Origin of the sequence: Cyanobacterium sp. HL-69 (assembly GCA_002813895.1) — a bacterium.
In the GTDB taxonomy this organism is placed as follows: Bacteria; Cyanobacteriota; Cyanobacteriia; order Cyanobacteriales; family Cyanobacteriaceae; genus Cyanobacterium.
In genome coordinates, this window is the sequence record CP024912.1 from 67,266 (window position 1) to 92,475 (window position 25,210).

Here is a 25,210-nt window from a genome sequence, read left to right on the forward strand (position 1 = left end):
TTAACTAAAAAAAATGAGATGTTATATCTGTAATAATTTTAAGGTTAAAAGTATTAATTTATTTTTGAATCTTTACTCAATTAATACACTTGTTTACGGGTAGCTAGACGAGCAAGAATGCTGGTTAATAATACTAATGATACCAAGATTAAAGCCCCTGCCCAAGCTAATTCGTTCTGGGCTGGAAAAGGTACGATCGCAAAGTTGTACACCAATACCGCTAAGGTGGCGATGGGTTCTAAGAAACCTTGAGCAGAAACATTGGGCCAGAAGTTGGAATATAAAGCCGTAAACAATAGGGGAGCAGTTTCCCCCGCTGCTCGGGCGATCGCCAAAGTAACCCCAGTGATGATACCGGGCAAGGCCGCAGGTAGAACGATTTTGATCACCGTTTGATAATTATAAGCACCAACCCCCAAAGCAGCCCAGCGAACATCTTGGGGAACAATTTTTAGAGCCTCATCAGTAGTACGAATGATCGTTGGTAGCATCAACACCGCCAAAGCAACGCCCCCAGCCACCGCAGAAAAGCCGATAATACCGCTAGATACCAATAAACCGTAAGCAAATACCCCCGCAATAATAGAAGGCACACCACTCAAAACGTTAGTGGCAAAGCGAATGGTCAGAGCTGTTTTATTGTTAGCGCTAAATTCTGATAAATAAATAGCCGCCATCACCCCAAAAGGCACAGCAATGACTGTGGCAATGCCTACCACCACCAAAGTCCCGATAATGGCATTAGCTAATCCCCCATCCGTTAAACCAGGAGGAGGGGGTAACTTGGTAAACAAATCTGTATTTAAACGACTAAAACCTTGGATCAAGACAAAGTAGATTACCGCCACCAAAGGAATGACGGTGATGATAACACACAAGGCAGAAATGGCTGTCATGATATTACCCAAAATAGTCCTTGGGCTACTACCTTGCTTTTTTAAATTTAAACCCTTAACGGTGGAGGAAGTCATAATAAAATTAGGATAAAACTATACTGAAACTAATAATTAGAGCGGCTAAATTGCTCATCAAAAATATTTTTTTAACAATCAAATTAGTCGTATTTTGCCTTAATCTTATTAACAATAATTTCCGCAAAAATATTCACAATAAAAGTTAAAATCATCAATACTAAACCAGCATACATCAGAGCCGAAACCTGTAAACCACTTGCCTCAGCGAACTGGTTAGCGATTAAAGAGGCGATCGTATTGGCAGGATCTAAAATGGAAATATTAAGACGGTTAGAGTTACCAATAATCATCGTGGCAGCCATGGTTTCTCCCATGGCACGACCTAAAGCCAACATAGTTCCCCCCACAATGCCAGAAATAGCTGCAGGAATTAACACACGAAAAATAGTTTCCCAACGGGTTGCCCCCAATCCCAAAGATGCTTGACGCAAATCAGGGGGTAAAGATGCCAAAGAATCACGGGAAATGGCAATAATAATTGGTAAAATCATAATGGATAAAATGATCCCGGCGGGTAGCATACCCGGACCAGGTGGCACAGTACTAAAAATGGGAATCCAGCCAAAGTTAGTATTCAACCAAGTACCAAAAACTTTTGTGATGGGGATTAATACGAAAATACCCCACAATCCATAAACCACACTGGGGATGGCTGCCAAAATTTCTACTAAAAAGACTAAGATTGTACGAATTTGCTCAGGAATAAAATCTTCACTCAAAAAGATCGCAGCACCAACTCCTAAAGGAACAGCTATTAATAAAGCAATAAAAGAACTTACCAAAGTTCCGTAAATTACCATCAAAGTTCCATAGTTATCAATAACAGGATTCCAATTGCTTCCCGCAAAGAAACTAAAATTGATCTCAACAATAGCTGGCCAAGCCCCAATAATAATAATCAGAGCAATACTTACTAAAATTAAACCAATGCCGATGGCAAAAGCATAAGTAAGCCAACGAAAACCCAGATCAATATTTTTTTCGGCCACAGACCTTGAATCGGTAACGGCACCAGATCGACTGGAATAACCAGAAGCACTCATTTTTTACACCAAATTAGATGAACTGTAAATATATCGGTTTGTACCATTTTCTCGTCATAATTAACGAGAAAATGGTGAAAAAAGTCCTAACGACTAAATTAAATCTTAGTCAACAGTGATGGTAAACTCATCAGTTAGCTGATCCGCAGCTTCTGCTACTCTGGCGGCTACATTAGGAGGTAAAGGAATATAACCTAATTCGGTGGCTACATTTTGACCTTCTGTCAAAGCGTATTGAATGGCCGCTTCTAAAGCTACAGCCTTTTGAGGATCATCATATTGTTGATAAGCCATAATCCAAGTGTAGGTAACTATAGGGTAAGAGTCAGCACCTTCAGGATCTAGGATAAACGCTCTGAGGTTGTCAGGTAGTTCCACGTTACCCAAGGTTGCGGAAGTAGTCTCTTCGGTAGGGAAGACAAATTCACCAGAAGCATTTTCTAAAGATGCCATGGGAATATTGTTATTAAGAGCATAACCATACTCAATATAACCAACGCCTCCTTCGGTTTGCATAATACTTGCAGTTACCCCTTCATTACCTCTACTACCAATAAAACTACCACCAGCAGATCCCCACTCCACAGTGGTTCCTGAGCCGACTTCATTGGCCCAGTCTTCGCTAATAGCTTCTAAATGTTTGGTGAATACCCCAGTGGTACCACTACCATCAGAACGATGTACGAAGGTAATGGCTAAATCTGGTAACTCAGCATCGGGGTTATCAGCGGCAATGCGAGGGTCATTCCAACGGGTAATTCTGCCCAAAGCCATATCCACATAAACTTCTCTACTGAGGTTTAATTCTTCGACTCCAGGGACGTTAAACGCAAATACAATACCACCAGCGGTTACAGGTAAAAGTAAAACTCCTCGATCAATTTCTGCAATTTGCTCGTCAGTCATGGCAACGTCACTAGCACCAAAATCCACAGTACCAGCAGTAAATTGTTCGATACCAGCACCACTACCTACGGACTGATAGTTAACTTGTAGTTGAGGTACTTGTTCATTCAAACTTACAAACCAGTTTTGATAAATAGCTGCGGGGAAACTAGCTCCCGCCCCTGTCAAAGCAACACTATCTTCAAAAGGAAGTTCAATACTGCTGGTTTGACCAGTGGTAGTTTCGCCTCCTCCTTCTCCTTCTGTGGGGGTAGTGGTGGTGGACTCACCGCCACAGGCTGCTAAAACAAAAGCTAAGGTAAGACTAGAAAACCCACCCAAAACTCTATTTTTTAAAGTTTTACTGTTTAATTTGGTCAACATATAATTGTGAATATAAAATTAATTACTTGTTCAGGTTCTAATGATAGAACAGGGATGCTTATTTGTTGGTAAAGGTTAGGTTAAGAAATTTATTTTTTATCTATCTTTTTTTTTTGTTGATTTTAAGCCTTAATTTTATTGACAAAAAAAGCCAATTAGCTCTACTTTTATTAACCTTTTTAAGTTAATTTATCTTTTTTGTTACAAAAGGTACAAAACAAGTTTTCTTGAAATAAAATCAAAAGTAATATGTCACTATTGCTTTTATTCAAGAGGTTAAGTATATGTTTACAAAATACTACCGTAGATCAATTCAAGTTATTTTATTATTTATGGGGTTAGGATTGTTAACTCAGGCCTGTGGAAATACCGTTGCCGAGGAAACGAAATCAATATCTATTGATGGTTCTAGTACGGTTTTTCCCATCACCGATTCCATCACCAAAAATTTCAATGCTGAAAATGAAGAAGGCATTAATGTTGATGTTGGTTTTTCTGGTTCGGTGGGTGGTTTCCGCAAGTTTTGTAATGGGGAAACAGATATAAACAACGCTTCTGTGCCTATTCCCCAGGAAGCGATGGCTGAATGCAAAAAAAATGGTGTTGCTTATATTGAATTACCTGTGGCTTTTGATGCCCTTACGGTGGTGGTTAATCCGAGTAATGATTGGATTGATTCTATTACGGTAGAGGAGTTAAAAACCATGTGGGAACCGAGTGCGGAAAATCAAATTCTTCGATGGAGTCAAGTTAATTCTAGTTGGGCTGATAATACTTTAAATTTATTTGGACCTGGGCGTGACTCTGGGACTTTTGAGTATTTTACAGGGGCAGTCATGGGGGAAACCCAAGCTAGTCGTAATGATTATGTATTTAGTGAGGATGACGAGGCTTTGGTTAATGGAGTAGCACAGGATACTAATGCCCTTGGTTATTTTGGCTATGCTTATTATGAGCAAAATCAGGATAAATTAAAGGCGATCGCCATTGATAATGGGGAAGGAGCAATTTCGCCTTCTGATGAAACCATTAGTAATAATACTTATCGCCCTCTAACTCGTCCTCTGTTCATTTATGTTAATGCTAAGAGCGCCCAAGATAACCCAGCCCTAAAAACTTTTGTGGAGTATTACCTACAGTCAGCTTCGGCGGTGGTAAGGGAAGTGGGTTATTTGCCTTTGCCTGATACGGCCTATGATGTGGGACTAATTCATTTTAATACCCATCAGGTGGGTACGGTGTTTAATGGTGAGGCAGTATTTAATGTCAGTATAAACGAGTTGTTAAGTAAAACCTATGCTCAAGATGGGGAGAGTGGCTATGTTTTTTAGGATAGGCTAGTTTAACGACCGTTGGTCTTTTTTCTCTAGGGTCGATGGGGGTTTAGAATAAAGGTAGATAAATGTTTTGTTTATAGCTTTATTTTAATTTAAACAGTTTTAACCTATGGATTTAGTTGCTTTACAGAGTACCTTAGATAATATATCGTTTGCTGTGCTATTTGCTACAATGCTTTTGTATTGGGTTGGTACAGCTTTTCCTACTTTTACTTGGTTGCCCAAATTAGGTACCACTGGCATGATTATCGCTAACTTGGCGATCGCCACTTTGCTGGGGGCAAGATGGATTGAGGGGGGATATTTCCCCTTGAGTAACCTTTATGAGTCTTTATTTTTCCTCACTTGGGGCATTACCGTAGTTCACCTCATCGCTGAAAAAATGAGCGATAGTAGATTGGTAGGGGTTTTTACTGCTCCCGTTGCCATGGGTATTACCGCCTTTGCTGCCCTTTCCTTACCTTCAGAGATGCAACATAGCGAACCCCTTGTACCTGCTCTCAAGTCTAATTGGTTGATGATGCACGTTAGCGTGATGATGTTTAGTTATTCTGCCCTCATGGTAGGTTCTTTAATTGCGATCGCCTTTTTGATTTTTACCCGAGGAAAAGAAATCCAATTAAGGGGAAGTTCCGTTGGCACAGGCGCTTATCGTAACGTCAAGAAATTTAACCTAAAATATAATACCGAGTCAGTACAACCCGACTTAACCCAGAATCAAGGTGGTACAGCAGTATTAACAAAACCCGTAGAAACGGCAATTACCCTTTCCCCCGAACGTTTGAGCCTAATAGATACCCTCGATAATATTAGTTATCGCATTATTGGTTTAGGATTTCCCCTCCTCACCATCGGCATTATATCAGGTGGTGTGTGGGCAAACGAAGCATGGGGATCTTACTGGAGTTGGGATCCCAAAGAAACATGGGCATTAATTACTTGGCTTGTATTTGCCGCCTATCTTCACGCTCGAATTACCAAAGGTTGGCAGGGTAGAAAACCAGCTATTTTGGCCGCTGGTGGCTTTTTTGTAGTGTGGATTTGCTACCTTGGAGTTAATATTCTTGGTAAAGGATTACATTCTTACGGTTGGTTTTTTTAGATATATCATTAAATCCCTCGCATTGACCAGGGGTGATTCATTCTCCAAAATCTTAACTTCTAAAATTCATTACCAGTATCAAACAAAGAGTTTTTTTAACTACTAATCAGTCAGTTAATAGTAAATAATTCTCCCCTCGCCTTTTGGGAGAGGGGTTGGGGGTGAGGGGAAATCAATTTTGATACCTACTTTGAATCACCCCTGCCTTAATAAGGGGGGAATGAATATATTTAATAAAAATAAATATTATCCTGCCAATTTAGCTTTAACTAACTCCTGAATTTTTTTCCCATCAGCCTTACCCTTCAAATCCTTCATCGCTACACCCATCACTTTACCCATATCCTTGGCACTAGAAGCCCCTACCGTCGCAATAATTTGATCCACAATCTGCCCTAACTCCTCATCGGAAATTTGTTCAGGTAAATAAGTCTCTATGATTGCTAACTCTGCTTGTTCTTTTTCAGCTAAATCAGGACGATTTGCACCGATATATTGCTCGATTGAATCCCGTCTTTGCTTTGCCTGTTGTACTAAAATTTGCACCTCATCATCAGGGCTAAGACTATCCTTACCCTTACCTCTCAAATCCACTTCCTTTTCTAATAATACTTTTTTAATGCTTCTGACGGTTTCTAGGCGAATCTTATCCTTTGCTCTCATGGCTGTTTTAATATCTTCGCCAATTTTATCTTTTAAACTCATTTTTTAATAACACTCAAAATAAACACAACTTTTATTGTAACCTGTGGGGTTTTGTGGTAGTCAAATTCCTATATAATAAAGAGTTTGAGAACTAAATAAGATAAATTGTAAACTAAATGATTCACGATATATTTATGCCCGCCCTCAGCTCTACTATGACCGAGGGAAAAATAGTTTCATGGGAAAAAGCTCCGGGAGATAAGGTTGAGAAGGGAGAAACCGTCGTTGTGGTCGAATCAGACAAGGCGGATATGGATGTAGAATCTTTTTATTCTGGTTATTTAGCCACTATTTTAGTGGATGCTGGAGAAGAAGCCCCCGTAGGTGCTGCCATTGCATACATTGCCGAAACTGAGGCGGAAATTGAGGAAGCGAAGAAAAAAGCAAGTAGCGCCCCTAGTTCATCCAATGGTGCATCGGCTCCGAAGGTAGAGGAAACGGTTGAACCTACAGCCCCTGAACCTGTAGCAACTACGACGATTAATGCACCTAGTGGCAGGTTAATTGCTTCTCCCCGTGCCAAAAAATTAGCTAAGGAATTTAAGGTTGATTTAACTACCGTTGCAGGTACTGGTTTAAATGGACGCATCACTGCTGAGGATGTGGAAAAAGTTGCAGGAAAAGCACCTAGTCGGCCCACTGCAGCCCCTGTTTCTGCGGTTACAACTCCCCCCGTTGCTCAGGCGATCGCCCCTGCTCCTGTAAACAACCATGCTGGGGAAACTGTTCCTCTCAATACTCTACAACAGGCGGTAGTCAGAAACATGATGGCGAGTTTACAAGTGCCTACCTTCCATGTGAGTTACGACATTACCACCGATGCCCTCGATGCCCTTTACCGTCAAATTAAGCCCAAGGGTGTCACCATGACTGCTTTACTCGCTAAGGCGGTGGCTGTTACTTTACAAAAACACTCCATCGTTAACTCTAGTTACACCGATGCTGGTATCAAATACAATGAAGGAATCAACATTGCGATCGCCGTTGCCATACCCGATGGCGGTTTGATTACCCCCGTGTTAAAAAATGCTGACCAAGTAGATATTTATTCCCTTGCCCGTAGCTGGAAAGATTTGGTATCCAGAGCCAGAGCAAAACAACTACAACCCGATGAGTATAGCACGGGTACTTTTACCATTTCCAACCTCGGTATGTTTGGTGTCAGTAGTTTTGACGCTATTTTACCTCCCGGACAGGGTTCTATCCTCGCAGTAGGGGGCGCTCGTCCTACGGTGGTATCCGATGGACAGGGTTTCTTTGGGGTAAAAAATCAGATGACTGTTAATATTACCTGTGATCATCGTAATATTTATGGAGCGGATGCGGCTTCTTTCCTCAAGGATTTAGCCCAGTTGATTGAGTCTGAAACCCATTCTTTAACTCTCTAATTTTTTAGGTGGTAGGGTTTAGGTGTTAGGTATTAGGTTATTAATTTGTGCTTGGGCATTACGGCGCCACATGGCAGGTTTTATCCTTCTGAGGGCGGAGGCGGTAAATCTTTTATCCCATTCTTCGTCCGATAGTTGGGCTAATTCGGTTAGTTTTGGGTTCAGGTTTTCGGGGTAAGGATTAAAGTCTTCGATGTCGGTGGGTTGAGCAAATCTTTGATTCCATGGACACACATCTTGGCATATATCACACCCTGCTACCCAATTATTTAGGTTAGGGGCGATCGCACTGGGCAAACTTTCCGCACGATTTTCGATGGTATGATAAGCTATGCACCGATTCGCATCCACCACAAAAGGCTCGGTAATGGCGTCGGTGGGACAAGCAGAAATACAACGGGTACAAGTACCACAATGATTAGTGTGGGGTTTATCCACATCCAAAGGAATATTAACCAAAACTTCCCCAAAAAAAACCCAACTTCCATAATTTCGGGTAATCACATTACCATTTTTGGCAATCCAACCAATACCAGCTTTTTGCGCCCATACCTTATCCTGAATCGGGCCCGTATCTACATAATACCTCGCCTCGATGCCCATATCATTAAACCATTGAGCAAAAACTTTTAACCTCTTTTGAATAATGCGATGATAATCCCTACCCCAACCATAACGGGAAATTTTAGCATCCTCTGGATTCCCCGAACGCTCATGGGGAGTATAATAATTTAAAGCAACGGAAATCACCGATTGCACCCCCTCCATACACTCATTTATATTCTGCCTTTTGGGGTTACCCATCCACTTCATGTCTGCCTGATAACCCTTATCTAACCATTTTTGTAAATTGTTAACCGCCCGTTGATGATAATCCCCTACCTCCTCCACCGAAGCAATGCCCACTTCATGGAAACCAATTTCCTTCGCCTTTTGTTTAACTTCTTGTGCTGTTAGCTTCATCATCAGTGGGTATTAGTAAACTGCTGAATTCTTACAAAAAATGATATTATAAGACAATTGTAAACAAATATTAAGGTAGAAAGGTTTATATTAATGTCTCTATATTACATTTTAGGTGCGATCGCCCTGCTAACAGTAGTAGGAATCGTTATTTATTTAGTAACCCCCCGCAGTTTTGAATCCCCCGACACCGTAGCCAACTCCTACGACGAATGGACTGATGACGGTATATTAGAATTTTATTGGGGAGAACATATTCACCTCGGACATTATGGCTCACCACCAAGAAAAAAAGACTTTTTAGAAGCAAAAGCCGACTTTGTCCATGAGATGGTTAAATGGGGTGGTTTAGACAAATTACCCGAAGGTACAAAAGTTTTGGACGTAGGTTGTGGCATTGGTGGCAGTACCCGCATTTTAGCAAAAAGCTATAATTTTGATGCCACAGGTATCACCATCAGCCCTAAACAGGTACAACGAGCCACCGAATTGACTCCCGAAGGCGTGAGTGCCAAATTTCAGGTAGATAATGCCCTTAACTTATCCTTTCCTGACAATAGCTTTGACGTAGTATGGTCCATCGAAGCAGGCCCCCACATGCCCGATAAAGCAAAATATGCCCAAGAAATGATGCGGGTGCTTAAGCCAGGTGGTACATTAGTAGTAGCCGACTGGAACCAAAGAGACGATCGCCAAATCCCCCTCAACGGATGGGAAAAAGTAGTAATGCGTCAATTATTAGATCAATGGTCCCACCCTTCCTTCTCTAGTATTGAAGGCTTTTCTGAGCAAATCGCCGAAACAGGCATGGTAGAAGGGGAAGTAGTTAATGCTGATTGGACACAGGAAACCCTACCCTCTTGGTTAGAGTCCATCTGGCAGGGGATTGTAAGACCTGAAGGTATCATCCGTTTTGGTGTTTCTGGTTTTATTAAATCCTTGCGCGAAGTACCTACCATGTTGCTAATGCGCGTCGGTTTTGGTGCCGGTTTATGTCGTTTTGGGATGTTCAAAGCCACAAAAGCTCAAACTGCCACCACCGCCCAAGCTGGTACTACTTCCGAAACCGTCAACGCTTAGATAAAATTTTCTTTTCCTCCCCTTTCCTTTTCACAGGAGATACCCTAGACAAAGGGTTTGAAGACTAGAAAAACGAAACAAAACAAAGACGGCAAGGGGCTTTAGCCCCTTGTTATTCCTTACCTACATCAATTTAATTATGCCTACTTACTCAAAGAAAATAGCCATCATTGGTGCTGGAATCGGAGGTTTAACCCTTGCCCTCGCTTTAGAAAAAAAAGGAATCGACTTTCATCTACACGAACAGGCAAATTCCTTTGAGGCTTTGGGTTATGGTTTGCAATTAAGCCCGAATGTGGTGAGGGTATTACAAGATTTAGGCATTGGTGAAGAATTAGAAGCTATATCCCATCGTTGTTTGGGTTTTGAATTAAAATCATTTAAAAGTAATAATACCTTAGCCCAGTGGAAGCTAAAAAGTGACACTCCCTACTATCAATGTCGCCGTGCAGACTTACATCAGTTATTATACAATTCCCTCAAAAATAAAGATAAAATCAGTTTCGCCCAGAAATTACAATCCTATGAAGTAGAAGGAGAGCAGATTTTTCTAAACTTTGAAAATAAAAATTCCATTACTACCCATGCCCTTGTGGGAGCCGATGGAGTGCGATCGCCCATTAGACAAAGCCTTTTCCCCACAGAGAAACCCCAATATGCAGGATATGCAGCCTATCGAGCCATATTACCCTTCACACCAGAATATAATTCCCTCATGGACAAAGCCACCGTATGGATGGGAGAAAATCATCATGTCGTCGCCTACCCCAACGGCAACCAAAATAAAACCCAACCATGGTTAAACCTGGTTTTAGTCGTCAAAGATGCCCAATGGCACGAGCAAGGGTGGACAATTCCCGCTGATAAACAAGAAATTGCCGAAAACTTCCAAAATCAATCCCCCCTCCTCAACACCATTTTAAAAGACTTGGTATCCAACCCCGAACCTTGTTTCAAATGGGGACTATTTGACCATAAACCCCTTCCTTTTTGGACTCAGGGCAAAATTACCCTTTTAGGAGACTCCGCCCACCCTCTGTTACCCTTCCAAGCCCAAGGGGCAGCCATGGCCATAGAGGATGCCTACATTTTAGCCCTATGTATTGACCAAGAAACTACCATCGAAAAAGCATTTATCAAGTATCAAGACTTAAGACTAAAACGCACCACCAAAGTCCAACAAACCTCCCGCAACAACGCCGATATTTTCCACGCTACGGGTATTAAAGCCATGGTAAGAGATACGGGCTTAAAACTAATATCCTCCATTAACGGAGAATTACTCAATCAAAAAACCGCTTGGATTTACAATTACGATCCCCTGACCCTTCCTTTATAATTATTAATATAACTTAACAAAACTAAATATAAAAAATGGAAGTTTTAAGCAAATCAATCCATGATGTACCCTCATTGCCCGGGGAATATTGGCAGTGGCGAGGAGAGCAGGTTTATTATGTCAAAGCAGGGGTAGAAAACCCGACTAAACCTCCCCTATTATTAGTCCATGGTTTTGGAGCATCCACCGATCATTGGCGTAAAAATATCCATATACTAAAAGAAAACTACCAAGTATGGGCGATCGATCTCATGGGTTTTGGACGCTCAGGAAAGCCCCCATGGGAATATAACGGTATCCTTTGGCGACAACAGTTAAACGACTTCATCCAAGAAAAAATAGGAAAACCCACCATCCTAGCAGGAAACTCCCTCGGTGGTTATGCCTCCCTTTGCACCGCTGCCGAGTATCTGGATAATGTTGCAGGATTAATCCTAATCAACAGTGCTGGCCCGTTTTCCGATACCAAGAAAAAAAACCCTACCATCGCTCAAAAAATAACAGGGCTAGTGTTGCGTCAATCATGGGTGACATATATCCTGTTTCAACGTCTCAGAAATAAAAAAAATATTCGCAAAACCCTCGAAAAAGTTTATTTAGATAATACCGCCATCAACGATCAACTAATCGAAGATATTTATCGTCCCTCTTGTGATGAGGGTGCATTGCAAGTATTTGCATCGGTGTTCAAAAATCCCGAAGGAGACAAAATTGATCAACTCCTAGAGCAACTAGAATGCCCTCTGATGACCATTTGGGGAGAAGCAGACCCCTGGATGAGAACCAAGGAAAGGGGAGCTAAATTTAAAGAATTTTGCCCAAGTCTAACGGAACACTACCTCAATGCAGGACATTGTCCCCATGACGAAGCCCCCGAACAGGTTAGTCAGATTATCAGTGATTGGATGGAAAAATGTCTGTAAAATGTAACAAATAAACAAAAACTAATTACAAGATACCCACAGGGGCTTTACAATAGAAAGGATAGAGATCATTGCCGATGAAATAAAAAAACTTATATGGTAGCTTCTAACTTTTCCCCTGTAAAACTGTCCCCCGATGTAGCTTCAGTAAAACAAACTGGAGCTTTCGCACTCATGGATAGCCTTTGCCGTCATGGTGTGGAACATATTTTCGGTTATCCGGGGGGAGCTATTTTACCTATCTATGATGAATTATATCGCTTTGAAGCCAGAGGACAATTAAAACATATCCTCGTACGCCATGAACAAGGGGCATCCCACGCTGCCGATGGTTATGCAAGGGCCACAGGAAAAGTGGGGGTATGTTTTGGTACTTCAGGGCCTGGGGCAACCAACCTTGTAACGGGCATCGCTACGGCCCACATGGACTCTATTCCCATGGTCATTATTACAGGTCAAGTACCCCGTGCGGCTATTGGTTCTGATGCTTTCCAAGAAACTGATATTTTTGGCATCACTTTACCCATTGTTAAACATTCCTATGTGGCTCGTCATGCCCGTGATATTGCTTGGATTATCGCTGAAGCTTTTCATATTGCTAGTACAGGGCGCCCCGGTCCTGTTTTGGTCGATATTCCTAAGGATGTAGGCTTAGAAGAATGTGATTATGTGCCTGTGAATCCAGGGGATGTAAAGTTAGCTAGTTATCGCCCCACAGTCAAGGGGAATCCTCGTCAGATTAATGCAGCCATTGAGTTGATGGGTGAGGCGAAAAAACCTTTGTTATATGTGGGTGGTGGTGCTATTTTGGCCAATGCCCATGAGGAAGTTAAGGCTTTAGCTCATCGTTTCCAAATCCCCGTGACCACTACTCTGATGGGATTGGGAGCTTTTGATGAACATGATCCTCTTTCTGTGAGTATGTTAGGGATGCACGGCACAGCCTATGCTAACTTTGCGGTAACGGGTTGTGATTTGTTGATTGCGGTGGGTGCAAGGTTTGATGATCGGGTAACGGGTAAATTGGATGAGTTTGCTTCCCGTGCAAAGGTTATCCACATTGACATTGATCCTGCGGAGGTGGGTAAAAATCGCCGTCCTGATGTGCCGATTGTGGGGGATGTGCGTCAAGTTTTAACTCAAATTTTGGATCGCCTGAAGGAGCTAAATTTACCAGAGCAAACTGTTACCCAAGATTGGTTGGCTCAAATTGATGAATGGAAAAGGGATTATCCTTTAGAAGTACCTCAGCCTGAAGGTAGTTTGTCTCCCCAAGAGGTAATTGTAGAAGTGAATCGTCAGGCTCCCCATGCTTGTTATACTACGGATGTAGGACAACATCAGATGTGGTCTGCTCAATTTCTTAAAACTGGCCCTCGTCGTTGGATTTCGAGTGCTGGTTTAGGTACGATGGGTTACGGACTGCCTGCGGCAATGGGTGCTAAGGTGGCACTGCCTGATGAGGACGTTATCTGCATCAGTGGGGATGCTAGTTTCCAAATGAATCTCCAAGAGTTGGCTACTTTGGCTCAATATAATATTAAGGCGAAAATTGTCATCATTAATAATGGTTGGCAAGGTATGGTGCGTCAGTGGCAGGAAACTTTTTATGGGGAGCGCTATTCTTCTTCTAATATGTCCACGGGGATGCCTAATTTTAAATTACTGGCTGAGGCTTTTGGAGTCAAAGGTATGGTGGTTAGTAGTCGTGATGAGTTATCAGGTGCGATCGCACAGATGCTTGACCATAATGGCCCTGTGTTAATGGATGTTCAGGTAACATCTAATGAAAACTGTTATCCCATGGTAGCCCCGGGTAAGTGTAATTCAGAAATGTTGGGCTTACCAAAAGAGCCTCCCATTTTTAAATAATTAGTTTTTGATTAAAAGTCCAAGTCTCCCTTTCATGGGGGACTTTTTTATTATCCATTCCCCTTGTGCCTTATCCTTAACAAAATGTTCAAATCAAGAGGATCATTGTTAAACTAAAAAGAAGGGCTAAAAACCAATACCTCTCCACGTCCGTTGTGCAAAATCAGTAACAATCATGAATCTACTTAACCAAGCATATCAATTTTTTATTGATGAAGTTCCCCAACTATTGCAAGAAATAGAAGAAGGCTTAAATAATCTAAACCAAAGTCATCGCAATACCGCTGAAGTTCACCAAATTATCAAAGCTGTCAATGCTCTGGAAACAGGGGCTTCAGGGGTAAGTTTACAGGTTATTAGTAATATTGCGAAGAAATTAGAATACTATCTAAAAACTTTATATCATCAAGACTTGACCGTTGATCAAGATTTAAAAAGCCTTTTTTTAGCAGGTTATGATTGTCTGGCACAACCCCTCACACAACAGATGGAAACAGGGAGTTTTGATACTCAACAAGCCCAAGAAAATGAAGTATGGCAACAATTAGAGGAAAAATTAGGGGATTATCTTCATGATATGGAGGATTATCAGCCCTCTTCTCAAGAGTCGGGTATTGATATTATTTCTTCTATTTTTGAGGTGGATATTGCCCAAGAAATTCGTCGCTTAAAGGGTTTGGTTGCTTCTCCTAGTAGTTTTAATCCCCTAGAAGAGTTGTCTGATTGTTTGGATGTGTTAATTGGTTTTAGTGAGTTATTAAATTTATCTGGTTTTTCTTCTTTGGTTACCACTACACAAAAAGCCCTAGAATTGCACCCTGATAAGGTCATTTTAATAGCTAATTTGTTACTTCAAGACTTAGAAACAAGTCGTGATTTAGTATTGCAAGGAGATAACAATGAGGGGGGAAATTCATGCCCAGAAATTGTTACTTTAGCCCAAGATATTAATGCTAAAATTGAACTAGAAAATGTTGAGATTAAGCCTGTATTAGAGGGCAATAACGTAGATATTAATGACTCTAGCTATCAATTTTTTGTGGCAGAAGTGCCTGATATTTTGGCAGAAATTGAAGCTAATTTATTAGTTTTGAAAGAAGATAAAACCGTAGGCAAAATAAATGACATTATGCGGGGTTTGCACACTCTAAAAGGTGGCTCCGCTAGTGTGGGTTTGAATACCATTAAAAACATTTCCCACAAAATGGAAGACTATATCAAAGCTCTTTTTGATGAAGAGGTAATAGTTGATACTGAATTAGAAGGTTATTTGTTAGATGGTTTTGATTGTCTTAAAGGTGCTTTAACGGAGCAAATAGACACAGGAAGCCATGGGGAACAATGGGAAGCGAAAAGCCATGGTATTTGGGTTAGTTTAGATGAAAAATTAGGACATATTGCCCCTAATGATTATTTACCTTCTTCTAGTGATTTGGGTGTGGATATGGTTGCCTCTATGTTTGAATCTGATGTGGGAGATGCCATTGAACATTTACAAGAAATTGTGGAAAGTTTGCCTGAAGAAAATCTTACGGAAGAGGTATTGTTACAGGCGGAAGTTTTCCTTGGTTTTAGCGAAATGTTTCAACTTTCAGGATTTCGTCAAATTGCTGAGGCTACCACTATGGCGATCGCCAATCATCCCGAAAATATAAAAGAAATTACCTATTTACTCATAGAAGATGTAACCCGTGCGCAAGAAGAAGTATTACGGGGCGATCGCACTTATGGCGGTAATCCTTCCATGGAGTTAAGAAAACTATCAGGACAACTAGATACTAATGATCCTGAATATAGTTTAGAGGAATCCCTCGCCATAAGTCAAAAATCTGACATTAACCATGGTTTACCCCTTGATGAAGTTGATTACCCTGAATTGGATACCGAAGAAGAAATTTTTGATTTCGCAGACTTTGCCGAGGAAGTAGTCCATCAGGAGGAAGAAGCCCTCGATTTTGCGTCTTTAGTAGAAGAAGGTGAAGCCGAAGAAGAGGAAACCATTGATTTTGCAAACTTTGCTGAGGAGGTAATCAATCAAGAGGAAATTATTGACTTTGAAAACTTTGAGGAAGATAACTTCAACTTCGCTAACTTGATGGAAAATTTAACAGAAATGGGAGAAGAAGAAACCCCTGCCTATCAACAAACTACCTCAGAGGAATTTGATAGCTTAGAAGATGCCTTTGCCCAGTATGCTGATGAAAATAATGATGAGTTAGCACAACAACGGGAGTTACAACAACAATCCTATCAATTTTTTATTGAGGAAGTTCCAGAATTAATCGGGCTTATCGATACAGGATTTGAACAAGTAGTTATTGAACCTGATAATATCAACGAAATTAACGAAATAGCAAGGGCTGCCCATTCCCTCAAAGGGGGTGCAAGAAGTGCTGGTTTAGAGGATATTGGTAATATTGCCCTACGGGTAGAGAAAAGTTTTAAAGCCCTTTTCAACGAGAATATCAACCTTGATGAGGAATTAACCGCCTATATGCGGGATATATACCAACTATTACGACAACCCCTCATGGCACGATTAGAAAATCAGGATTTTGATGAAAAATTTAATCTCGATTTGGCTAATGAAATGTGGGCAGGTTTTGAAGAAAAATATGGGGAGGAGTTAGCCAAGGCAGAGGAGTTTTTGCCTTCTTCTAGTGATTTGGGTATTGACATTGCTACTTCTATTTTTGAGGTGGATGTGGCAGAGGGCATTAGTGCGGTGGAAAGTGCAACCGAAGCCGATGATAGTACTCTCCAAGAAACCCTTAGCTTACAAACAGAAATATTTACAGGGTTTGGGGAGATGTTGAATTTACCCGGATTTGTGGAAATTTGTCAGATTACAGGGGATATACTACAACAAAAACCAGAAGAATTAAGGGCGATCGCCTCTATCTTTTTAGATAACATAAAAGAAGCCCATGAATTAGTCATGGCAGGGGATAGGGAAACAGGAGGAAGCCCCAGTGAGGAATTGTTAACCCTTGCAGGCATTAATCAAGAAGACACTACCCCCATAGAAGAATATCAAGAAGCTCCCATCGACATCAACGAGCCTAGTTATGGATTCTTCATCGAAGAAGCCCCCGAATTACTCGCCATGATGGAAGAAGGTTTATTAACCCTCAAACAAGAGCGCAGCACAGGAAAAATTCACGAAATTATGCGTGCCGCCCACTCCATCAAAGGAGGTGCCGCCAGTGTCGGCTTAGAAGCGGTGAAAACTATTTCCCACCGTCTCGAAGACATTATCAAAGTATTTTATGATGAAACCATCATCATTGACGACGAATTAGAAACCCTTTTACTCAATGGGTTTGACTGTCTCAAAGAAGCCTTAACCGAACAATTGGAAACAGGTACCTATCAACCCGCCGTAGCCCTTGCCAACGCCCAAGAGGTATGGAAAGCCCTCGAAAACAGGTTAGGGGATGCCCTCAACCGTCCTGATGACTTTATTCCCTCCTCCGAAGATTTAGGTGTGGACATAGTAGAATCGATGTTTGAGGTGGATGTGGCTCAAGAATTAGAGCGATTACGGGCGGTGTTATCTACCCCTACATCCCAACCCCTAGCAGGGGAATTACGGGCTACCTTAGAGGTATTTGCCGGGTTTGGGGAGATGTTAAATCTGAGCGGTTTTGCATCCATTGCCCACTTGGGTTTAACGGCGCTCGAAAATAACCCCCATGAAGTGGTTGCTATTATTGAAACCGTTATTCAAGATGCTGATCAAGCTCGTGATTTGGTGCTAGGGGGCGATCGCAGTACAGGAGGCTCTCCGAGTCAAAAATTGATTGATTTCGCCCATAACAGCCCCACAGCCACCTCTGTGAGAGAAAAAGATACCGACCATGAAGAAGAAATTTTCTATCTCGAAGAAGAAAACGAACAACCTCCCATCGAAGACGTATTAAGTGATGTTGTCACCGATGCTGATGAATTAATTAACTTTGCCCTCGAAGACAAGGAAACCCATACCAATTCCCCTTCCCTTGATGAAGTATTTGGCAATCAAGAAGATGAATTTGCCATGATAGAATCCTTGGATGACACCGAAGAAAATCAAGATGAGTCAGAAATTCCTTCCCTCGAAGACATTTTCACCAGCGAAATCAGCCAAGAAGAAATTAACCTTCTCTCCAAAGCCTCAGACATGGCCTTAGAAGAAGACAAAAATATCACCATACCTTCCCTCGAAGACGTATTTACCGCTCCCGAATTTGATAACATCGACATATCTCCCCAAGAAGAGGAAGAAGAATCCCCCAGTTTAGATGATGTTTTTGGGGAAAAAATTACTTTTAGCACCATCGAAAATGACAATTCCCCAGAAAATGAGGATACCTCATCCATTCCTACCATTGAGGAATTAATTGGTGATGTGGTAAAAGATTCTAAAAAAACTATTACCCCAGAATCCTTCATTCCTGTGGAGAGGGAAGAAAAAACCTCCGAAGATAATGAGGAAACTCCCGCCACAGGTGCAAATATTGAACAACAAATAGAGTCTTTACAAAACGTCTTTGATAAATTGCCAGGATTGAAAGAAGAAGCTGATATAAACCAGTTTGTCCGTGGTAAAAAATCTCAACCAAAGCAAAAAAAACAACCCATAACCCCTCAAGTTACTCCCTCTGTCCCTAAACCTAAAAGTAATCTTACCGTAAGGGTAGATTTAGAACGCCTTGAAAGGATGAATAACCTTATTGGGGAATTGTCCATTAACCGTAATGGTTTATCCTTGCAGAATGATAGACTACAAACCTCCGTAAAAGATCTTTTAGAGCGTTTTAGTCGTTTCCAATCCACCGCCAATGCCCTCAGGGAGTTGTCTGATAAAATGCTCACCTCCCCCGAAAAATTTAACGTGCCTCAGGGTAATTCTTCTTTCCCTCTCAGTATTTCTGAGGATGGGGGTATGGACTTAATTTCTGCTTTCGACTCGTTGGAAATGGATCGTTATGATAACCTTTACTATGTGGTACAGGGGTTAATTGAGCAGATGATTCAGTTAGAAGAATCTGTAGATGACATCGCCCTTTATGCCGCCCAGTCGGGACAAACCATGGAAAATCAACGTCAAATGCTCAATCGCATGCGAGATGAGTTGATGTGGGCAAGGATGTTACCGTTAGGGGAGGTGTTAAACCGTTTCCCCAGAGTGTTACGGGATTTGTCAGTTAAATACAGTAAGAAGGTTAACCTCAAATTAAGCGGTACAAACGTATTAGTAGATAAAGCAGCCTTAGAAAAATTGTATGATCCTCTGGTACACTTAATTCGTAATGGTTTTGACCATGGTATCGAGACACCTTCGGTGCGTCGTCAGAAAGGAAAGTCAGAGACGGGAATAATTGAAGTAAAAGCCTATCATCAGGGTAACCAAACCATTATTGAAGTGAAAGATGATGGGGGTGGTTTAAATCTTGATAAAATCGGCAATAAGGCCGTAGAGCGTGGTATTCTAACCCCTGAGCAGTTGGCGGTAGCTTCCAAGGATAATTTGCTCGATTTGATTTTTCAACCCGGTTTTTCCACCGCCGCTTCGGTGACGGAAATTTCAGGCCGTGGGGTGGGTTTGGATATTGTGCGATCGCAATTACGCTCTTTGAAAGGTTCTATCTCGGTGGACTCAAACCCAAGCCAGGGAACAACTTTCACCCTCAAATTACCTTTAACCCTTACCATCGATAAGCTATTAGTATTATCCGCCGAATCCCAATTTTATGCCCTACCTTCGGATAACATCGAAGAAATTGTCGTACCAGATGCGGGACAAATCAAAACCTCTGGCAACAAACGCTTCCTCCACTTTGAAAACCGTATTATTCCTATCTACGGCTTAGATAACTTACTCCATTATCGTTGTCATATGCCCGATATTAGCAATAGTACCACCCAAGCCCTAGAGGTATTACCCACCCCCAAAGATTGGGGCAAACCATTACTTTTAATCCGTCAGGGGCAAGAATTATTCGCCATCGAAGTGGATAACCTAGTCAGTGAGCAAGAATTGGTAATCAAGCCTTTTGGTGGTGCCTTAAGCGCCCCTAGTTATACCTATGGTTGTACTATCCTTGGGGATGGTACTTTGATTCCTGTGGTTAACAGCGCCATTCTCTTAGAAAACTATTTCCAAGCCACTCAGCCCGGTAGTAGTTTGAATACGACTCTATCAAGTACAGGGGAATCATCCCGTAAGTCCTCATCAGGGGTGTTTAAAGTTACTTCTGTCTTAGTGGTTGATGATAGCGCCGCCATGAGACGAACCCTTGCCTTATCCCTTGAAAAGTCTGGTTATCGGGTATTACAGGCAAAGGATGGTAAGGAAGCCCTTGATCAATTACAACAAACCTCTAATATTAATTTAGTAATCTGTGATATTGAGATGCCTAATATGAATGGGTTTGAATTTTTGGGGCAACGTCGTCGTTTCCCTGAAATTAGTAAAATTCCTGTGGCAATGCTGACTTCCCGTAGCAATGAAAAACACCAAAAATTGGCTACCCATCTGGGGGCAGATGCTTATTTTACTAAGCCTTATATTGAGCAAAAGTTCTTACAAGCTATTAAAAATTTGGTGGGAGAAAGTGTTTTAGTCAATGGATAATGGATAATTGAGAATGGATAATTATCGTCTCTTGCCTATTTATTCATGAAACCTTAAGTAAACTATTAATTTTTTATGACACAAGCCCCAGATTTAACCGTTGAAAGTGCGATTGTTAATTTAACCCAAACAGAAGATTTAGGACTCCGTTACTATGCTGCTTGGTGGTTGGGCAAATTTCGGGTAAATGATGCCCAAGCCGTAGAAGCCCTCATTAACGTCCTAGAAGATACCAAGGATATTGCCCCCGATGGGGGTTTTCCTCTCCGTCGTAATGCTGCTAAAGCCCTCGGTAAACTTGGGGACGAAAGTGCTGTTATGCCCTTGATAAAGTGCCTTGAATGTGAGGATTACTATGTTAGAGAGTCGGCGGCGCAGTCGTTGGAAATGTTGGGGGATAAAAGGGCGATCGCACCTTTACAAAATTTACTAAAAAAAGCAGTTTCCGAAGGTGCATTGACTGATTATGCCATAGATACAGTACCCGAAAAACCTCACCTCTATCAACCCTATGAAGCAATATTGGAGGCTTTAGGGGGTTTGGAGGCTAAAAATGACCTGAGTTTAGTTAAACCCTTCTTAAAACATCCTTTTCCTAAAGTGAAATATGCTGCCCAAAGAGCCATGTATCAACTGACGGGGGATAAGAGTTATGGAGAGATGTTAGTAGAAGCCCTCAAGGGTAAAGAGTTACAGTTAAGACGCTCGGCTTTGATGGATTTAGGAGCCATTGGTTATGTGGATTCGGCAAGTGCGATCGCCTCTGTCTATGCTGAAAATAGCCTCAAACTCATTGCTATGAAAGGATTACTGGAACATCAAGTAAAAATAGATCAACAAAATCAGCAGGAATTGTCTGATGATACTATGATGGTGATGAATCTCATGGATTCACTACTATAAATTGATCATAGTGCGACCTGATAAGTTGCATTCTTTGAGTCTTGAGAAAATCAAGCAGGGGAGTCATCCCCCTCGTTACCGCCCGAAGGTGCGTCCTGAGTAATTAGGAGGTATCACAGCTAGAGGGTTAAATGTCAAGATGGAGAAAAATCTAACAATCAAAATTTTGGCTAGGTAAAGATGGACATGAAGTCGAATAATGCGTTTGAAGCTCCGTTAATCTATACTTCTTCGTTAAGGTTAGGTTAGGAGAAGAACGAGGGTTTGATACACTATTTTTGTATTAGTGTATAAAAGTGATACATTTTATGAATATGAATCATAGATGACCATAAAGAGTGCTGACTTCTAACAGGTGTTTACCGCTCTATTTACAATCGGAGACAGTTTTGAATTATTATGGAAAAGATAGATAAAGGGCAACCTTATCAGTAAAACGGAATCGTGGACAGAGAAAACTGCCATCACCTACTAAGGAGCAACTTATTAAAGCCAAGTCCTTAAAAAGAAAAATCGGAAACCTTCAAAAGTTATTAACTCGTAGCCTCTCAAATATACTGGTATCAGTTAGAAAGGTTACTCAGATTAATAATGGCAAGAATACGGCAGGGGTAGATAGAATTCTAATCACGACTCCAAAAAATAGGGAGGAATTAATCAAAATAATTCAAGAAAACTTGAGAAAAGGTTACACCCCCAAAGCCATACTTCGTAAGTTTATACCCAAGAAGAATGGGAAGGTCAGACCACTAGGGATACCCACAGTATATGACCGCTGCATTCAAAACATGGTGAGAAACTCTTTAGAACCCTATTGGGAAGCTCACTTCGAGGGAATCAGTTACGGTTTTAGACCATGTAGGAGTACCCATGATGCTATTGCCAAGATTTATTCTTTAGCAAGACCCAACAAGACAAAAAAATGGATTGTTGATGCGGACATAGAGAAGTGTTTCGACAATATCACACACGAAGCACTACTAGAGATATTAGGTAATTTCCCTTACAGGAAATATATCGAACAATGGCTCAAATGCGGAGTTATGAATAATAACACGCTCGAAATGTCTCAATCAGGTACACCACAAGGGGGTGTTATTAGTCCCCTTTTGGCAAATATAGCACTACATGGTATGGAAGAAGCACTCGGTGTCAAATACACTTGCCGAGGTGAGATAACAGGCAAGAGGGCTTTAGTCCGATATGCCGATGACTTTGTAATCTTCTGCGAAAACAGGTTGGATGCCAAACAAGCTATTAAGGATTTAGAACCCTTTTTAAGTAAGAGAGGATTAAACTTGTCAGAAGCAAAGACAAAGATTGTTCACATAACAGAAGGATTTGATTTCTTAGGTTATAACATCAGACAACACAAAGTCAGTAACACGAAGACGGGTTACAAATGTCTCATAAAACCTTCCAAAGAGTCAATCAAAAACGTAAAATATAAAATCAAACAGATATTCAAAGAGTATCTAAGTAAACCATTAGACCTACTAATTGGTAAAATCAACGAGTTAGTGAGAGGTTGGGGAAACTATTACCGAAATGCAGTAAGTAAGAAAATCTTTTCACATCTTGATAATTATTTATTTAAAAGATGTGTCCGATATGTTAAAAGGATGCACCCCACCAAATCTAAGAAGTTTACGATACTTAAATACTGGGGGAGATTCTAACCCAGTAGGGATGATAAATAGGTCTTTGGTAATAAATCCAATGGTAACTACATAACTAAGTTCACATGGATTAAAATAAAACGCCATGAACTCATTGAGAAAACCAACTCACTAGATAACCCAGAATTAAGGGAGTATTTTTCCAAAAGGAAAAAGAAACTAGACAAACTGGAATCTGAAAAATTCAACGCAAGATGGAGAAACATTGCAAAGCAACAAAACTTCACTTGTCCACACTGTCAACAGTCGTTGTTTAACGGTGAGTCAACGGAAATACATCACATCATTCCAAGAGCTTTAGGAGGAAGTGACAACACTAAAAACCTAGTAATAAATACTGCATTATTACTGCCACAAAGCTCAACACAAAGTCGCTGTGAGAGCAACACAGAGACATGAAACGGACACACCAAAAGGACAATACTCTAAGGAGAACGTAACAGAGGAATTGTCAACCAACATTCAACTTAGTTTATTCTAATATCCATTAGAATATATAGTAGATGTGAATGCTTGAGCCGTATGCTTGGAAACTTGCACGTACGGTTCTTAGGGGAGAAAAGGGGAGTAATCCCCTCTACTTACCCGACAAATATATTCTTTGCCATATTAATAAAGCGTTCTTTAAATATATAGTATTTATTAGCTTCTTCTAAAGAGAGTAATAAATTATTAAGTAAGTTTTTTGATCCCAGTCCCGCTTTTACAGTTTTTCCATTATGTAAAATAAGATTTTTACCTTTTCTTTCACCTAAATAATCTTCAACACCTAATAAATAAAACAAAGCCGTTTTTTCAAATGAGCCTAGATTAATTTCTTTGTTTGATTGAATTAGTGTCTTGACCGATAATTCATAATTATTTTCAAAAATTATATTAGCTTTTTCTCGTCTATTAGATAATACAAAATTAGTAATAAACTGATTTTCAACAAAAATATTACTCGACTGTAAATTTTGATTGCTTCGACCTATTTCATCGGTTACTTTTCCATTAAATATAATAAATAGTCTTCAAAGTCTCTTGCCGTTGTTTTTCTTTTTGCAACTTCTTTATGAGAAATATTTTTGTAAAGATAGTTTAAAAGATATGCAGTATTATAGTCACTTTACTTAAGTATGAACCAATCAAGGGTAAAATAATGGATGAAGTAATTATTTTTATATTTAAGTATAATGCCCCATCATATAGAATTAAGACAAAAAGTAATTGACTATGTAGAAAATAGAGGTAACGTAACAAAAGCATCGAGAATATTTGGAATATCAAGAGCATCAATATATAGATGGTTGAATAGAAAAGATTTAAGACCAACAGTGGTCAAAACTCGTCAAAGAAAATTAGATAAATCAGCACTATATGAAGATGTAGTGAAAAATCCAGATGATAAATTAATAGATAGAGCGAAAAAATTTGGAGTAACAATGTCAGCAATATCTCATGCATTCAAAAAAATGAACATAACAAGAAAAAAAACAGTTACGTTATAGAGAAAGAAATAGAAAACAAAGAATAGAATACTTACAAAAATTAAGAGAATTAGTCAAAAAATACGGAAGTAAGAGTATGGTATTTATTGATGAGTAAGGATTTGAGGAAATAAGTACTTGCATTTATGGGTGGTCAAAAAAAGGAAAAAAAATTTATGATGAGAAACAAGGAAAACGAGGAAAAAGAGAAAATTTAGTAGCAGGAAGAAGAAAGAAAGAAAAAGATTTTATTGCTCCAATGATCTTTACAGGAAGTTTAAATGCAGAAAGTGTTGAATCATGGCTAAAAATGTATTTATTACCATCACTAAAACAATTTTCAATACTAATAATGGATAATGCACCAATCCACCGAAAAAATATGATAAAAGAATTAGTAGAAGAAGCAGGTCATCTAGTAATGTTTTTACCAACTTATTCACCAGATTTAAATGATATTGAACACGATTTTAGTGCTTTAAAAAGAGCAAAAATGTATAGCGATAGTACTAGCTAAATGTCTCAGTCTTATTTTGATTGACTAT

At 40.3% G+C, this 25,210-nt stretch carries 17 protein-coding genes and 1 pseudogene; 12 read left to right on the forward strand and 6 right to left on the reverse strand.

The features are described 5' to 3' along the window. Positions 1-80 precede the first annotated feature (80 nt). The 3 genes from pstA to pstS form a co-directional block, all read right to left on the reverse strand. On the reverse strand, positions 81-971 hold the full coding sequence (gene pstA / locus AA637_RS00295; protein WP_446683421.1) for a phosphate ABC transporter permease PstA: 891 nt from the start codon (positions 969-971) through the stop codon (positions 81-83). Between the two features lie 83 nt (positions 972-1,054). Further along, the gene (gene pstC / locus AA637_RS00300) at positions 1,055-2,017 is read right to left on the reverse strand and encodes a phosphate ABC transporter permease subunit PstC (protein WP_446683422.1); all 963 of its coding nucleotides are present in this window, start codon (positions 2,015-2,017) and stop codon (positions 1,055-1,057) included. Positions 2,018-2,122: 105 nt separating this feature from the next. Continuing rightward, the gene (pstS, locus tag AA637_RS00305) at positions 2,123-3,286 is read right to left on the reverse strand and encodes a phosphate ABC transporter substrate-binding protein PstS (RefSeq protein WP_446683423.1); all 1,164 of its coding nucleotides are present in this window, start codon (positions 3,284-3,286) and stop codon (positions 2,123-2,125) included. A gap of 284 nt (positions 3,287-3,570) precedes the next feature. Here pstS and AA637_RS00310 point away from each other — a divergent pair, with 284 nt between their 5' ends. Together AA637_RS00310 and ccsB are read left to right on the forward strand one after the other, a co-directional pair. Further along, on the forward strand, positions 3,571-4,617 hold the full coding sequence (locus AA637_RS00310; RefSeq protein ID WP_446683424.1) for a PstS family phosphate ABC transporter substrate-binding protein: 1,047 nt from the start codon (positions 3,571-3,573) through the stop codon (positions 4,615-4,617). A 115-nt stretch (positions 4,618-4,732) separates the two neighbouring features. After that, on the forward strand, positions 4,733-5,725 hold the full coding sequence (gene ccsB / locus AA637_RS00315) for a c-type cytochrome biogenesis protein CcsB (protein ID WP_446683425.1): 993 nt from the start codon (positions 4,733-4,735) through the stop codon (positions 5,723-5,725). Between the two features lie 246 nt (positions 5,726-5,971). Here ccsB and AA637_RS00320 read toward each other — a convergent pair whose 3' ends face one another. Then, a complete protein-coding gene (locus AA637_RS00320; protein WP_446683426.1) occupies positions 5,972-6,430 on the reverse strand; it encodes a GatB/YqeY domain-containing protein in 459 nt (152 codons plus the stop codon). Positions 6,431-6,546: 116 nt separating this feature from the next. Between AA637_RS00320 and AA637_RS00325 the strand changes: the two genes are divergently transcribed. Beyond that, on the forward strand, positions 6,547-7,818 hold the full coding sequence (locus AA637_RS00325) for a dihydrolipoamide acetyltransferase family protein (protein ID WP_446683427.1): 1,272 nt from the start codon (positions 6,547-6,549) through the stop codon (positions 7,816-7,818). A gap of 18 nt (positions 7,819-7,836) precedes the next feature. Here the strand turns inward: AA637_RS00325 and queG are convergent, their stop codons facing one another. Beyond that, positions 7,837-8,781 (reverse strand): tRNA epoxyqueuosine(34) reductase QueG, encoded by a 945-nt coding sequence (queG, locus tag AA637_RS00330; RefSeq protein WP_446684499.1) that lies wholly within the window; start codon positions 8,779-8,781, stop codon positions 7,837-7,839. A 93-nt stretch (positions 8,782-8,874) separates the two neighbouring features. Between queG and AA637_RS00335 the strand changes: the two genes are divergently transcribed. The 8 genes from AA637_RS00335 to AA637_RS00370 all read left to right on the forward strand — a co-directional run bounded on the left by AA637_RS00335 (position 8,875) and on the right by AA637_RS00370 (position 23,595). After that, complete coding sequence (locus tag AA637_RS00335) at positions 8,875-9,861, forward strand: methyltransferase domain-containing protein (protein WP_446683428.1); 987 nt, start codon at positions 8,875-8,877, stop codon at positions 9,859-9,861. A 139-nt stretch (positions 9,862-10,000) separates the two neighbouring features. After that, complete coding sequence (locus tag AA637_RS00340; RefSeq protein WP_446683429.1) at positions 10,001-11,200, forward strand: FAD-dependent monooxygenase; 1,200 nt, start codon at positions 10,001-10,003, stop codon at positions 11,198-11,200. A 35-nt stretch (positions 11,201-11,235) separates the two neighbouring features. Further along, positions 11,236-12,123: an alpha/beta fold hydrolase gene (locus AA637_RS00345; RefSeq protein ID WP_446683430.1), complete on the forward strand. Its 888-nt coding sequence runs from the start codon at positions 11,236-11,238 to the stop codon at positions 12,121-12,123. 174 nt (positions 12,124-12,297) lie between these two features. Further along, entirely contained in the window at positions 12,298-13,995 is a 1,698-nt protein-coding gene (ilvB, locus tag AA637_RS00350; RefSeq protein WP_446684500.1) for a biosynthetic-type acetolactate synthase large subunit, read from the forward strand. A 175-nt stretch (positions 13,996-14,170) separates the two neighbouring features. Beyond that, positions 14,171-20,614: an Hpt domain-containing protein gene (locus AA637_RS00355; protein ID WP_446683431.1), complete on the forward strand. Its 6,444-nt coding sequence runs from the start codon at positions 14,171-14,173 to the stop codon at positions 20,612-20,614. Between the two features lie 75 nt (positions 20,615-20,689). After that, positions 20,690-21,517, forward strand: coding sequence for a HEAT repeat domain-containing protein (locus AA637_RS00360; RefSeq protein WP_446683432.1), 828 nt, complete (start codon positions 20,690-20,692; stop codon positions 21,515-21,517). Positions 21,518-22,002: 485 nt separating this feature from the next. Next, positions 22,003-23,196 (forward strand): group II intron reverse transcriptase/maturase, encoded by a 1,194-nt coding sequence (gene ltrA, locus AA637_RS00365; protein WP_446684501.1) that lies wholly within the window; start codon positions 22,003-22,005, stop codon positions 23,194-23,196. A gap of 204 nt (positions 23,197-23,400) precedes the next feature. Further along, positions 23,401-23,595, forward strand: coding sequence for an HNH endonuclease (locus AA637_RS00370; protein WP_446684502.1), 195 nt, complete (start codon positions 23,401-23,403; stop codon positions 23,593-23,595). Positions 23,596-23,777: 182 nt separating this feature from the next. Here AA637_RS00370 and AA637_RS00375 read toward each other — a convergent pair whose 3' ends face one another. Continuing rightward, complete coding sequence (locus AA637_RS00375; protein ID WP_446683433.1) at positions 23,778-23,981, reverse strand: hypothetical protein; 204 nt, start codon at positions 23,979-23,981, stop codon at positions 23,778-23,780. 390 nt (positions 23,982-24,371) lie between these two features. Here AA637_RS00375 and AA637_RS00380 point away from each other — a divergent pair. Further along, positions 24,372-25,182: pseudogene (locus AA637_RS00380) on the forward strand (IS630 family transposase). Positions 25,183-25,210 lie beyond the last annotated feature (28 nt).

Coding starts and splice junctions, on each gene's coding strand:
- pstC (WP_446683422.1), bottom strand. CDS start 2,017: ATGAGTGCTTCTGGTTATTCCAGTCGATCTGGTGCCGTTACCGATTCA.
- AA637_RS00345 (WP_446683430.1), top strand. CDS start 11,236: ATGGAAGTTTTAAGCAAATCAATCCATGATGTACCCTCATTGCCCGGG.
- ccsB (WP_446683425.1), top strand. CDS start 4,733: ATGGATTTAGTTGCTTTACAGAGTACCTTAGATAATATATCGTTTGCT.
- pstS (WP_446683423.1), bottom strand. CDS start 3,286: ATGTTGACCAAATTAAACAGTAAAACTTTAAAAAATAGAGTTTTGGGT.
- AA637_RS00335 (WP_446683428.1), top strand. CDS start 8,875: ATGTCTCTATATTACATTTTAGGTGCGATCGCCCTGCTAACAGTAGTA.
- queG (WP_446684499.1), bottom strand. CDS start 8,781: ATGAAGCTAACAGCACAAGAAGTTAAACAAAAGGCGAAGGAAATTGGT.
- AA637_RS00310 (WP_446683424.1), top strand. CDS start 3,571: ATGTTTACAAAATACTACCGTAGATCAATTCAAGTTATTTTATTATTT.
- AA637_RS00360 (WP_446683432.1), top strand. CDS start 20,690: ATGACACAAGCCCCAGATTTAACCGTTGAAAGTGCGATTGTTAATTTA.
- AA637_RS00320 (WP_446683426.1), bottom strand. CDS start 6,430: ATGAGTTTAAAAGATAAAATTGGCGAAGATATTAAAACAGCCATGAGA.
- AA637_RS00325 (WP_446683427.1), top strand. CDS start 6,547: ATGATTCACGATATATTTATGCCCGCCCTCAGCTCTACTATGACCGAG.
- pstA (WP_446683421.1), bottom strand. CDS start 971: ATGACTTCCTCCACCGTTAAGGGTTTAAATTTAAAAAAGCAAGGTAGT.
- ilvB (WP_446684500.1), top strand. CDS start 12,298: ATGGATAGCCTTTGCCGTCATGGTGTGGAACATATTTTCGGTTATCCG.
- AA637_RS00355 (WP_446683431.1), top strand. CDS start 14,171: ATGAATCTACTTAACCAAGCATATCAATTTTTTATTGATGAAGTTCCC.
- AA637_RS00340 (WP_446683429.1), top strand. CDS start 10,001: ATGCCTACTTACTCAAAGAAAATAGCCATCATTGGTGCTGGAATCGGA.